The organism is Streptomyces sp. NPDC029956 (assembly GCF_055574655.1).
On the sequence record NZ_JBVHZJ010000049.1, the window covers coordinates 52,040 to 63,640 of the forward strand.

Consider the following 11,601-nt stretch of genomic DNA (forward strand, 5'->3'; position numbering starts at 1 on the left):
CCACTCGGCCCGACGCACACCCGGCTCCGGCCCGGCCCGCCCCACCCCCGCTCCGAGCCTCCGCCCCTACCGACGCCTCCACCCCCCTGCCCACGCCTCCACCCCCCTGCCCACGCCTCCACCCCGGCTCACCCCTTCGCGAGCGCCGCCAACACCTCCGCCTCACGCTCGGGGGAGAGGCCGACCTGCGGCCGGTCCGGGCGCTGGGGCGCCGTGCCGCCGACCGATTCCAGCCACGCCCATGTGTCCGCGACCGTCTCCGCCGCCGACCGGCAGCGCAGCCCCGCCGCGAGGGCGCGCGAGACGTCTGCCCTGTGCATCGCGTCGTACATCTCGCCCGGCGGCAGCCACACGGGCAGCTCCGACCACGGTGCCACCCCGGCCTCGACCAGCGCCTCCGGCTCGGTCCAGCGGAGTTCGGCGTCGGAGCCGGTGGCCCGTACGCACGCGTCGAGCAGATCGCCCATGGTCACGTGCCCGTGCGGCGAGACGAGGTTGTACGGCCCCGAGAGCCCCGCGGCCACCGCGTCGAGCGTCCACTCGGCGAGGTCGCGGACGTCGACGTACTGGACCGACACCGCGGCGGGCCCCGGGGCGAGGACCGGGCCGCCGCGCGCGATCCGGCCCAGCCACCAGGGGAGTCGGCCCACGTTCTCGTACGGGCCGAGGATCAGGCCCGCGCGGACGAGCAGCGTGCGGTCCGCGCCGAACGCCGCGGTGGCGGCGAGCTCGCCGCCCCGCTTGGCCTCGGCGTACGGCACGTCCCCGTCGTCGGCCGAACCGTCCACCAGCGGGCCGTCCTCGTCGAGCCCGGCCGCCGCCGGCCACGCGTACACCGAACGGCTCGACACGTACGCGTACCGCCCGACCCGGTCCGCGAGCAGCCGCGCCACGTCGCGCACCGCGGACGGCGCGGCCGACCAGGTGTCCACGACGGCGTCCCAGGAACCCGTGGCGAGCGCGGTGAGACCGGCGGGGCCGGTCGTGCGGTCGCCGATGAGCGAGGTGACCCCCGCCGGCGCCGCGTGCCGGCCGCGATGGAAGACGGTCACCTCCCAGCCCCGGGCGAGCGCCGCCTCGACGACCGCGCGGCCGACGAATTCCGTACCTCCGAGCATCAGCAGTTTCATGATCGGAGCGTGCCCGGTGGTGCCGCCCGGGACCAGGGCTTTTCGCTGCCGGAGGATTCCGCCGAGGGAGGAAGGTCATCGGCCCGGGAGGAACGTCATCGGTTCGGGAGGGGGGTCTCGTGCTCCGGGGAGCGGGGTGGCACCATGACGGGCGATGACGGATGCCCGGTCGCCCCTGCGCGCGTTGAGAGCCGCCCTGTTCGCGGTGGTGTGCGTGACGTTGGCTGCCGTGGGGCATTCGTCCATGTCTGCGCACCGACTTCCGGCGCTCGCGCTGCTCGGCGCCTTCGCCGTGACGGCCGCCGCCGCGTGGGCCGCCGCGGGCCGACGCCGGGGCGCTCCGACGATCGCCGGCGCGTTGTTCGTCCTCCAGGGCGCACTGCACCTGATCTTCTCGCGGGCCGGTGCCCTGGCGGGGGACACGGGTCACCCGGCGGCGACGGCCCTGCACGGCGTGACCGGTACGAGCGGCGCGGGCGCGATGCACGCGATGCACGGGACGCACGCGATGACGGGCGCCGACGCAGCGGCCGGCCCGGTCGGCATGCACGACATGGGCGCCGCCACCGCGATGTCCATGGACATGAGCACCGGCATGCTCGCCGCCCACCTCCTCGCCGCGCTCCTCTGCGGCCTCTGGCTGGCGCACGGCGAGGCCGCGTTCTTCACGCTCGCCCGAGCCGCCCTCGCCCACGCCTTCACCCCCCCTGCGGCGGCTCTTCGCGCGCGTGCAGGTCCCCGACGCGTCGCGACGCCCCGCCCGGCGGGCCCGCCGGAGCGCCCACCGCCCGCACACCGTCGTCCTCGCGCACGCCCTGTCCCGGCGCGGCCCGCCCCGGCTGTCCGTACCCCGCGCCACGACCCTCGGAGCACACGTCTGACCCGGGGGTCCCTTCCCCCTGTCTGCATCGACTCCGAGGACAGTCACAGCGATGACCATCGACGATCCCGCACGCCCGGAAACACCCGAGGCGTCACCGTCGGAACGCCCCACGGCCACCACGGCCACCACGGCCACGCAGGCCGCCGAGGCCACACCGGCCGCCCCTGAGCCCCCGGCCACCCCCTCCACCCGGCAGAAGCAGAAGGCGGGAACCTGGAGCGCCCTCCGCCCCCTCGTCCTCCGCCTCCACTTCTACGCGGGCGTGCTCGTCGCCCCGTTCCTCCTCGTGGCCGCCGCGAGCGGTCTGCTCTACGCGCTCTCCTTCCAGGCCGAGAAGGTCGTGTACGCGCACGAGCTCGAGGTCCCCGTCGGCGAAACGACCCTGCCGCTCTCCCAGCAGGTGAACATCGCCCGCAAGGTCAACCCGAACGGCACCGTCACCGCCGTCTGGCCCGGCGCCGAACCCGGCGCGACCACCCGCGTCCTGATGGCCGACCCGGACGTCCCCGAGGACACCTCGCTGGCCGTCTTCGTGGACCCGTACACCGGGGACGTACGCGGGCAGCTGCCCAGCTACGGAAGCTCCGGCGCCCTCCCGCTGCGCACCTGGATCGACGGTCTGCACCGCGATCTGCACCTCGGCGAGACCGGCCGCAACTACAGCGAACTGGCGGCGAGCTGGCTCTGGGTCATCGCCCTCGGCGGCCTCCTGCTGTGGCTCGGCCGGCGCCGGAAGAACCGCCGCGCCCTGTTCGTCCCGGAGGGCGGCCCGGCCTCGCGCCGCCGCACGCTGTCCTGGCACGGCACGGTCGGCCTGTGGGCGGTGACCGGACTCGTCCTGCTGTCGGCGACGGGCCTGACCTGGTCGCGGTACGCGGGAGAGAACATCGGCGTCGTCCAGGACGGCCTCGGCGGCGCGACGCCCACGCTCACCGCGACCGTCGGCGCCGCGGCCGGCGGCTCCTCGGAACACGAGGGCCACGGCGGCGGCCACACCGGCGGCAGCACCGCCCAGGGCCCGGACATCGGCCTCGACAAGGCCCTGGACACGGCCCGCGCGGCCGGCATCGACAGCCCGAAGATCTCGGTGATCCTGCCGAGCGAGGGCAAGGGGTACGTGGTCAAGGAGACGGACGCGCAGTTCCCGCTCCAGCTGGACTCGGTGGCGGTGAACCCGGCGGACGGCGAGGTCATCGACCGGCTCGGCTTCGACGAGTACCCGCTCCTCGCGAAGCTCACCCGGATAGGCATCGACGCGCACACGGGGGTGTTCCTGGGCCTCTTCAACCAGCTGGCCCTCGCGGTCCTGGCGCTCGCCCTGATCCTGCTGATCCTCTGGGGCTACCGCATGTGGTGGCTGCGCCGCCCGGGCCGCCCGGCGGCCCGCGGGGCCTGGCGGAAGGTCCCGGTGACGATGCTGCTCCCGCTCCTCGCGGTGACGGCCGTCGTCGCGTGGTTCGTCCCGCTGCTCGGCATCAGCCTGCTGCTGTTCCTGACCGTGGACCTCGCCCTGGGACTGGTGTCCAGGGCGAGGAACAAGGTGCGCGCAGGCTGACCGGGCCGGGTGAACTGCCCGGTCAGGGCGTGTACTTGTAGCCGACCCGCCGCACGGTCTGGATCGTGTGGCGGTGCTCGGCGCCCAGCTTGCGCCGCAGCCGGGCCACGTGCACGTCGACGGTACGTCCGTCGCCGACGTGGCCGTACCCCCACACGGTGGTGACCAACTGGTCGCGGGTGTGCACCCGGTGGGGGTGCGCCACGAGATGGGCGAGCAACTCGAACTCGAGATACGTCAGGTCGAGCGCCTGCCCGTCCACGACGGCGATCCGCTGGACGCCGTCGATGGCGACGGGCCCCTGCTCCTCCACCGCGGCGGCGACGGGCGCGGGCACGGGAGCGGCGACGGGCAGCCGGGGCTGCTGATCGGCCGGTACGAGCACGAGGTACCCGACCATCGGCGGCCGGCCCGGCAGCGTCGGCAGGGTGTGCGGGGGAGCGGGCAGCAGGGTGGCGCCGGGCGGCAGGAAGTCGGCGACCTGCGCGAAGTCGACGACCTCGTTGGGATCGACGGCACGCAGTCGATGACGGCCGGGACGAACGGCGGTGGGGGTGCTGTGAGCGGTCTGGGCCATGGGAAGTCAGCTCTTTCGCGCGGAGGAACGGACGGACAGGAGTCGTACGTCGAACGTCGTGCGCGTCGGCCGAAGGCCGTGGATCGGACCGTACCGATCGGGGCTTTAGAGGGCCGACGCGTTCCTCGCGCGGCAACACACCCGGTCGAAGTCGTGATGCTGCCGGGAAGGCCAGAACGGCTCGAGGTCATGACGACCCGTCGCGATGTCGTTCCGTGTGATGGCCATATCCCTATTGAACCAGAAGGGAATGCCCCCGACGACCCCTTCACCGGCCAAACCTCCTGTCGTCCTTCCCACATGCCGGGAGAGACGCCCGGGTTCGTACGCCGGGAGGAGCACCGGTTCAGGCCGGGAGGGATCCCGGACCCGCGTCGTCGGGTGGCCCGGCTCGAACGCCGAGAGGCGCCCACCGGGAAGGGTGGGCGCCTCTCGGCGTGGAGACGGGCGGATCAGACCTGGCCGGCCTTCGCGAGGGCCTCGCAGCAGGTGTCCACCAGGAGGCGGGTCACCGTGTAGGGGTCCACGTTCGCGTTCGGGCGGCGGTCCTCGATGTAGCCCTTCTGGTCCTGCTCGACCTGCCACGGGATGCGGACCGAGGCGCCGCGGTCCGAGACGCCGTAGGAGTACTGGTCCCACGGGGCGGTCTCGTGCAGGCCCGTCAGGCGGTCGTCGATGCCGGCGCCGTAGTTCTTGACGTGGTCGAGCGGCTTCGAGCCCTCGCCGAGGGACTCGGCGGCGGTGATGATCGCGTCGTAGCCCTCGCGCATCGCCTTCGTCGAGAAGTTGGTGTGCGCGCCCGCGCCGTTCCAGTCGCCCTTCACCGGCTTCGGGTCCAGCGTCGCGGAGACGTTGAAGTCCTCGGCCGTGCGGTACAGCAGCCAGCGGGCGATCCACAGCTGGTCCGAGACCTCGAGCGGCGCCAGCGGGCCGACCTGGAACTCCCACTGGCCGGGCATGACCTCGGCGTTGATGCCGGAGATGCCGAGACCGGCCTTGAGGCAGTTCTCCAGGTGCGCCTCGACGATCGGGCGGCCGAAGATCTCGTCCGCGCCGACACCGCAGTAGTAGCCACCCTGAGCGGCCGGGAAGCCGTTGACCGGGAAGCCGAGCGGGCGGGTGCCCTCGAAGAAGGTGTACTCCTGCTCGATGCCGAAGATCGGCTCCTGGGCGGCGTACTTCGCGGAGACCTCGGCCAGCGCGGCACGGGTGTTGGACTCGTGCGGCGTCATGTCCGTGTTGAGGACCTCGCACAGCACCAGGACGTCGTCGCCGCCGCGGATCGGGTCCGGGCAGACGAAGACCGGCTTGAGGACGCGGTCCGAGGCGTGGCCCTTGGCCTGGTTCGTGCTGGAACCGTCGAAGCCCCAGATCGGCAGCTCGCCGAGCGTGGCGCCCCCGCCCACGATGATCTTCGTCTTCGAACGAAGCTTCGCGGTCGGCTCGGTGCCGTCGATCCAGATGTACTCAGCCTTGAAGGTCACTGGCCTCATCCTTTGGGCGTGCTGCTGCGGGTGTCGCGGCGGCTCGCGGCGCTGCGAGAAGCTGCGGTGTCTGTGTCCGGTCGCAGCTTCGCAACACGGGATTTCCCGTCGGTTGCCCGAATGTGAACCCCGTGTTACTCAGCCTTCCTGATTTTCTCGGAGCCGCTGTGCGACGACGTGCGTGTTCAGGAGCGGGCCGAGACCCGCGCTCCGGACACGCCGTACGACCTCCGCGTACGAGGTGCCGAGAGCCTCCGCCGTCCGCCCCAGGTGCCAGTCGCAGTCGGCCAGCCGCCGAAGGAGGTACCCCTTCCGGATCTGGTTCTCCGAGAGCCGGAACGTCTTCAGGTAGGCCGTCCGCCCCTTGTGGTCGGTGATCAGCTCGCCGATGTGCTGCTCCCGCCCGCCCCGCTCGAACGGCGGCAGGAACCGGTGCAGATCGAACGGCCCGGCCCGATAGGCCCGCTCGAAGGCGTACGAGGTCTCCAGGAGGTCCCGCGCCATGATCCCGTCGTGCGCCGCGGCCCAGGCCCGCTCCTGCTCCCGGGCCGCCGCCCGCAGGTCCGCGAGGGTGCGGATGCCGCCGGCCCCGTCCCGGATCCGCGCCGTGAACTCGGGCACAGGGCCCCCGTAGTACGCGTACTGGTGGATCAGCTCCCCGTACAGGTCCTCGACGAGCGTCGGGTGCAGAAGCCGGTAGTCGTCCGGGTGCGGCACCACGAAGGCCGCGGCCAGCGCGTCGGCCACGTACAGGAGCAGCCCGCACTGGCCCGGGTGGACCTCGAAGATCCGCAGCGCCTCCGTGAGCCCGGGCACGCTCCACCCCGCGTACGCCGCCTCGGCACGCGGCGAGAGGCCGTGCCGGACCGCCTCGCGGGACCACTCGTCCCAGACGATCGAAGGACCGCCGAAGTGCAGCGCGAGATAGCCCTCCAGGGCGAGGTGCAGCGGCAGGAAACGGAGCCGCGACTCGGCGCGCCCGTCCTTGTCGCGCCGCCGCTTGGCCATCCGGTGGATCCTGCGGACGGGCACGCACTCCGGCACCCGGTCGCGGCCACCGGTTCCGCGCTCGCCGCCCGCGCCGCCGAGCCGGGTCCCGTACGCGGCGGACTGCCGGCCCGCCCCCGGCGCCGGGTCCGAATCCGGCCCCGCTCCCGTCCAGTCGGCGACGAACCCGTGCGGGACGTACGAGGTGTACGTGGCGCGGTCGGGCAGGTCCACCGCGCCGAGGCCGCCGTACACCTCCCGGTGCAGCCGCAGCCCGGGAACGGGCTCGGCCCGCACCAGCGGCACCAGCCGCACACCGCCCCACACCTGGGCGGGCCGGACGTCGAGCCCGGTCAGATCGATCCGGGTCATCCCCCGGCCCCCTCTCCCTTTCCTTCCCGCGCTCCGCTCCCCTCGCCCGTCCCGGCCAGGAACAGCTCCACCCGCCGGTCCAGATAGGCCCGCAGCTCCGCGAACCCCGTCCGCCCCTCGGCGAACTGCGCGATCTCCACCAGCGCCGCCAGATCCTCGGCGTCCCGGATGCCGGCCGCCGGCACGCTCGGGGCGAGCCGGCGCACGTCGAAACCCTGCGCGTCGTATACGGGGTTCAGGTGCACCACGCTCGTCCGGCGCTCCGGATCCAGCCGCGACCGCCACACCCGCAGCACCTCGCCCGCGAGCCCCGGAGGAGCGTTGTCCCAGCCGTCCGAGACGATCACGAGCCGGTCCGGGCCGGTCTCCAGACCGTCCAGGATCCGCAGGCCGAGCGGGGTCGGCCCGTACGGCCGGACGAGCAGCGGGTCGTCGCCGCCCGAGGTCCAGAACGGGGTGTACGCCCCCGGTGCCGCGAGGGCCTCCAGGAGGTGGTGACAGCCGAGCGCGACGGCCAGCGGGCGGCGCCGCTTCACCGCCGAACCGGAGGAGGAGAAGCTGTCGTCGAGCACGGCGGTGACCCGCCCCCAGCTCCCCGCGTACGGCCCCGCCGCGCGCCGGGCCGCGGCCCGCAGCGCTCCCGTCAGCTCGGCCCGCCGCTCGACGCGCTCGCCGGACGGCAGCGAGAGGACGTACAGGGCGAGCCGGGTCAGCGGCATCACGGACAGGTCGGCGGCCCGCTCGGTCCTGAGCTGTTCGAGCCGGGTCATCCGGGGCGCGATCCGCTCCAGGAACACCGCACGCGGTACGCCGTGCTCGGCGGCGAACCCCTCGGCGACGGTGAACGGCAGCTCGTACAGCGCGCCCTGCTCGTGGCGGGCGCGGCGGAACGCGTCGAGCGTCGGGTTCGCGTACCGGACCCGGCGCCCCGGCGCGAAGAGGAAGTCCCCGGTCTCGGGGTCGGCCGGCCGACCGTGGACGTGCCGGAGGGCGGCCTTCAGACCGCTCCGGTACTTCACCGCGTCCAGGGCGGGATCGGGGCGGGCCGCGAGCCACGCGCGCACGATCGCGCGCGTACGCCGGTTGTTGACCCCGGCGGCGCGCAGCGTACGGAACAGCCGGTAGACCCGCTGAGGCGGCAGCAGGGCGAGCCGCGCCCCGATCAGCCGTCCCTCGGCCCGCTTCTCCTCGGGCCCGCCCGCCTCGTCGGCGGTGCGCAGGAGCTGCTCGACGACGAGGGCGGCGTTGTGGTGGTTGATGTCGAGCGCGAGGGTCGCGGCGTACACGGGACGGTAGTTGACCCGTACGTACTCGTGGACGAAGCGGAGCGAGAACCGCTGCTCGGCGGCGGAGGATCGGAACTCGCGCTGGCCGGTGGCGGTGACGGCGGCGTTGACGAAGAGGAGCACGTCCTCGGCGGCGACGAGCTCGGACAAGGCTCTCTCCCCTTCTCGTACCGCGTGGGTGCCGGCCGGGGAATGAGGGCACGAACAGCGAAGACGTTGCTTCAGAGGCAGGTTCCGGAAGTCGCACCGAAGTCCCGCGGCCGGCCCGGAAACGCTAACACCGGGCGGGGGGAGGGGCGCGAGCGGATTTCGGGGAGGTCCCCACGCCGACAGCCGCGGCCGGCTCCGCCGGGCTCGTTGTCGGAGCCACCCGGCAGACTGGGGGCATGGCGAAGCAGCTGGGCGCGAAGCCCCGTATCGGACTCCTCGGCACCGGCCCCTGGGCCGGTCACACGCACGCGCCCGCGTTGGCCGGTCATCCGGGGGTCGAGTTCAGCGGGGTGTGGGGCAGACGCCCCGAGGCGGCGGCCGCGCTCGCCGCCGCGTCGGGCACGCGCGCGTACGACGACGTGGACGCGCTCTTCGAGGCCAGCGACGCCGTGGCGCTCGCGCTTCCGCCGGACGTCCAGGCCCCGCTGGCGGTCCGGGCCGCGGAGGCCGGCTGCCATGTCCTCCTCGACAAGCCGGTCGCGACGACGGTCGCCGGGGCGCGGGAGGTGGCCGGTGCGGTGGAGGCCGCGGGAGTGGCCTCGGTGGTCTTCTGCACGCTCCGCTTCGCCGAGCCCACGGCCCGCTGGATCGAGGAACAGGCGGCGGTCGGCGGCTGGTTCCTGGGCGAGGCGCACTGGCTGGGCTCGCTCTACGGGACCGGTTCGACCAGCGAGTACGCGGCCTCCCCGTGGCGTCGTGCGAAGGGCGGCCTGTGGGATGTCGGCCCGCACGTGCTGTCGGTCTACCTCCCGGTCCTCGGCGACGTCACGGAGATCACCGCGGCGCGGGGTCCTGCGGACACCCACCATCTGGTGCTCCGCCACACCTCGGGCGCGAGCAGCACCGCCACCCTCACCCTCAGCGCACCGCCGGAGGCGGCGGAGGCGGCCCTCACCCTGTACGGCGCCGGGGGGCGGGCCGAACTGCCCCGCTGGGACGGGGCGGTGGGGGCGTTCGGTGCTGCGGTGGACGCCCTGGTCGGCTCGGCCCGCACGGGCGAACCCGACGCCTGCGACGCCCGCTTCGGCCTCCGTCTCACGGAGATCCTGACGGAGGCGGAGGCGGAGGCGATGGCGAAGGAGCCGGGGGCGTCCCTCAGGACCTGAGGGCCTCGGACAGCCCGTCGCACAGCGCCTCCAGCGCCCGCCCGTACAACCGCTCGGGCGGCGTGGCGTAGCCGACCACCAGTCCGTCCGGACGGTCCGGGTCCCCGGCGTCGGGATGCCGGTAGGGGGCGAGGCCCTCCACCGCGACCCCGCGCCGGGCCGTCGCGGCGAGGGCCGCCCGCTCCGTGCCGGCGGGCAGTCGCAGGACGGCGTGCAGCCCGGCGGCGATGCCCGTCACCCGTACCGTCGGGACCCGTTCGGCGAGCAGCGCCGTCAGCCGGTCGCGCCGCCCGCGGTGCCGCTGGCGCATCCGCCGGACGTGCCGGTCGTACGCGCCGGAGGCGAGGAGGTCGGCGAGGGTGAGCTGGTCCGTCGCGGAGGCGTACGGCTCGCGTTGGCCCTTCGCCGCGACCACCGGGTCCACCAGCGCGGACGGCAGGCACATCCAGCCGATCCGCAGGGTGGGGGAGAGGCTCTTGCTGACGGAGCCGACGAGGACGGTCCGTTCGGGGTCGAGGCCCTGGACGGCGCCCACGGGCCGCCGGTCGTAGCGGAACTCCCCGTCGTAGTCGTCCTCGATCACCAGGCCGCCGGAGGCCCGCGCCCACTCCAGGACCCCGGCCCGGCGTTCGGGGTGCAGCGGCCCGCCGGTGGGGAACTGGTGGGCGGGAGTGAGCAGCACCGCGCGCGCGTGGTCCGGGATGTCGGCGACCCGCGCCCCGTCCCTGTCGACGGCCACCGGCAGGGTGGTGACTCCGGCCTCGGCGAGGAGCCCGCGGTGGAAGGGAAGCCCGTAGGCCTCGACGGCCCACGGGCCGGAGGGCCCGAGCACGCGCGCGAGGAGCCGCAGCGCGTGCGCGGCGCCGGAGCAGACCACGATCCGGTCCGGGGTGGTGCGGACGCCCCGCACGCGCGCGAGGTACTCGGCGAGCGCCAGACGCAGTTCGATCCGGCCGTGCGGGTCGCCGATCCCGAAGGCCTCGTGCGGGGCGGCCGTCAGGGCCCGCCGGGCCGCCGCCAGCCAGGCGGCGCGGGGGAAGGCGGCGGGGTCGGGCCTTCCCTGGACGAGGTCGTACGGGAGCGGGGGCGGCGCGGTCGTCGGTACGGGCCGGGGGGCGGGGGCGGCGACCCGGTCGGCGACGCGGGTCCCGGAGCCCTGGCGGGAGGTGAGCCAGCCCTCGGCGACGAGTTCGGCGTACGCGTCGGCGACGGTGTTCCGGGCGATGCCGAGGTCGGCGGCGAGCGACCGGTAGGGCGGCAGCCGGGTCCCGGGGGCCAGCCGCCCGCCGCGTACGGCCTCGCGCAGGGCGGCGATGAGCACGGTCCGCCGTCCGCCGGCGGCGCTCAGCTCCAGGTGCAGATCGACCCCGAGCCCGGCGCCGTCCGCCGTGGTCACGAGTCCTCACCGTCGTTCATGAGATCCCGCACGCCGGTCTGGAACCGCCGCCCGGCCTCCTTCTCGCCGTCCTCGCACCCGCCGAGCAGGGCGCGGAACAGAGGGGAGACGCGCATCTCGGGTGACTCGGTCACCGTGTCCTCCTGTTGTCGGACCTGGGTCCTGTCGTCGCATTCCCGCCGTCGGCCGCGGGGCAGGCGGGAGTTCGACGACAGGGACTAGTCTTCTGAGTCAGGAGTTCTGTTCAGATGTGTAGGCTTGGTCTATGGCACGTACCGGGCGGCCGAAGGCCGCGTTGATCTTGTCGGATGAGGAGCGGGCCGCACTCGAGGGATGGGTGCGGCGCCGTTCCACGCCGCAGGCATGGGCTCTGAGGTGCCGGATCATCCTGGCCTGTGCCGAAGGTGCTTCGAACAAGGATGTCGCGGCCCGGCTCGGCTCGACCGCGCATGCGGTGGGCCGGTGGCGGGCCAGGTTCGTCGAGCACCGGATCGCCGGTCTGGGCGACATGCCCCGCTCTGGCGGTCCCAGGTCGGTCACCGACGAGCAGGTAGCCGCTTTGGTCACCAGGACGTTGCAGTCTGCACCGAAGAACGCGACGCACTGGTCGACACG

The 11,601-nt window shown here is 74.1% G+C and carries 11 protein-coding genes; 4 read left to right on the top strand and 7 right to left on the bottom strand.

Annotated elements, in window-relative coordinates; genetic code table 11:
• Positions 1–128: 128 nt before the first annotated feature.
• On the bottom strand, positions 129–1,130 hold the full coding sequence (locus tag ACZ4XX_RS30495; RefSeq protein ID WP_468511094.1) for an NAD-dependent epimerase/dehydratase family protein: 1,002 nt from the start codon (positions 1,128–1,130) through the stop codon (positions 129–131).
• 244 nt (positions 1,131–1,374) lie between these two features.
• On the opposite strand from ACZ4XX_RS30495, the gene ACZ4XX_RS30500 reads away from it, so the two are divergent.
• Positions 1,375–2,181, top strand: coding sequence for a hypothetical protein (locus ACZ4XX_RS30500; RefSeq protein WP_468511095.1), 807 nt, complete (start codon positions 1,375–1,377; stop codon positions 2,179–2,181).
• Positions 2,063–3,568, top strand: coding sequence for a PepSY-associated TM helix domain-containing protein (locus ACZ4XX_RS30505; RefSeq protein ID WP_468511096.1), 1,506 nt, complete (start codon positions 2,063–2,065; stop codon positions 3,566–3,568). The genes ACZ4XX_RS30500 and ACZ4XX_RS30505 overlap by 119 nt, the downstream gene beginning before the upstream one ends.
• 22 nt (positions 3,569–3,590) lie before the next feature.
• Here ACZ4XX_RS30505 and ACZ4XX_RS30510 read toward each other — a convergent pair whose 3' ends face one another.
• The 4 genes from ACZ4XX_RS30510 to ACZ4XX_RS30525 form a co-directional block, all read right to left on the bottom strand.
• Positions 3,591–4,145 (bottom strand): winged helix-turn-helix domain-containing protein, encoded by a 555-nt coding sequence (locus ACZ4XX_RS30510; RefSeq protein WP_468511097.1) that lies wholly within the window; start codon positions 4,143–4,145, stop codon positions 3,591–3,593.
• A gap of 452 nt (positions 4,146–4,597) precedes the next feature.
• Positions 4,598–5,629 (bottom strand): glutamine synthetase, encoded by a 1,032-nt coding sequence (gene glnII / locus ACZ4XX_RS30515; RefSeq protein ID WP_209494466.1) that lies wholly within the window; start codon positions 5,627–5,629, stop codon positions 4,598–4,600.
• 138 nt (positions 5,630–5,767) lie between these two features.
• On the bottom strand, positions 5,768–6,988 hold the full coding sequence (locus ACZ4XX_RS30520) for an ARPP-2 domain-containing protein (protein WP_468511098.1): 1,221 nt from the start codon (positions 6,986–6,988) through the stop codon (positions 5,768–5,770).
• Positions 6,985–8,424 carry a hypothetical protein gene (locus ACZ4XX_RS30525; RefSeq protein ID WP_468511099.1) on the bottom strand — a complete coding sequence of 480 codons (1,440 nt, stop codon included), beginning with the start codon at positions 8,422–8,424 and terminating at the stop codon, positions 6,985–6,987. Before ACZ4XX_RS30525 ends, ACZ4XX_RS30520 begins: the two co-directional genes overlap by 4 nt.
• A 236-nt stretch (positions 8,425–8,660) precedes the next feature.
• Here ACZ4XX_RS30525 and ACZ4XX_RS30530 point away from each other — a divergent pair, with 236 nt between their 5' ends.
• On the top strand, positions 8,661–9,590 hold the full coding sequence (locus ACZ4XX_RS30530; protein WP_468511100.1) for a Gfo/Idh/MocA family protein: 930 nt from the start codon (positions 8,661–8,663) through the stop codon (positions 9,588–9,590).
• Here the strand turns inward: ACZ4XX_RS30530 and pdxR are convergent.
• Positions 9,580–10,986 carry a MocR-like pyridoxine biosynthesis transcription factor PdxR gene (gene pdxR / locus ACZ4XX_RS30535; RefSeq protein ID WP_468511101.1) on the bottom strand — a complete coding sequence of 469 codons (1,407 nt, stop codon included), beginning with the start codon at positions 10,984–10,986 and terminating at the stop codon, positions 9,580–9,582. The genes ACZ4XX_RS30530 and pdxR overlap by 11 nt on opposite strands.
• The gene (locus tag ACZ4XX_RS30540; protein WP_468511102.1) at positions 10,983–11,120 is read right to left on the bottom strand and encodes a hypothetical protein; all 138 of its coding nucleotides are present in this window, start codon (positions 11,118–11,120) and stop codon (positions 10,983–10,985) included. The genes pdxR and ACZ4XX_RS30540 overlap by 4 nt, the downstream gene beginning before the upstream one ends.
• A 131-nt stretch (positions 11,121–11,251) precedes the next feature.
• Between ACZ4XX_RS30540 and ACZ4XX_RS30545 the strand changes: the two genes are divergently transcribed.
• Positions 11,252–11,601: helix-turn-helix domain-containing protein (locus ACZ4XX_RS30545; RefSeq protein ID WP_468511103.1), on the top strand; the 350-nt coding region annotated here is incomplete at its 3' end.

Excerpts from the sequence above, each read along its gene's own strand:
- ACZ4XX_RS30530 (WP_468511100.1), top strand. The coding sequence starts at position 8,661 with ATGGCGAAGCAGCTGGGCGCGAAGCCCCGTATCGGACTCCTCGGCACC.
- ACZ4XX_RS30495 (WP_468511094.1), bottom strand. The coding sequence starts at position 1,130 with ATGAAACTGCTGATGCTCGGAGGTACGGAATTCGTCGGCCGCGCGGTC.
- ACZ4XX_RS30520 (WP_468511098.1), bottom strand. The coding sequence starts at position 6,988 with ATGACCCGGATCGATCTGACCGGGCTCGACGTCCGGCCCGCCCAGGTG.
- ACZ4XX_RS30500 (WP_468511095.1), top strand. The coding sequence starts at position 1,375 with ATGTCTGCGCACCGACTTCCGGCGCTCGCGCTGCTCGGCGCCTTCGCC.
- ACZ4XX_RS30505 (WP_468511096.1), top strand. The coding sequence starts at position 2,063 with ATGACCATCGACGATCCCGCACGCCCGGAAACACCCGAGGCGTCACCG.
- ACZ4XX_RS30510 (WP_468511097.1), bottom strand. The coding sequence starts at position 4,145 with ATGGCCCAGACCGCTCACAGCACCCCCACCGCCGTTCGTCCCGGCCGT.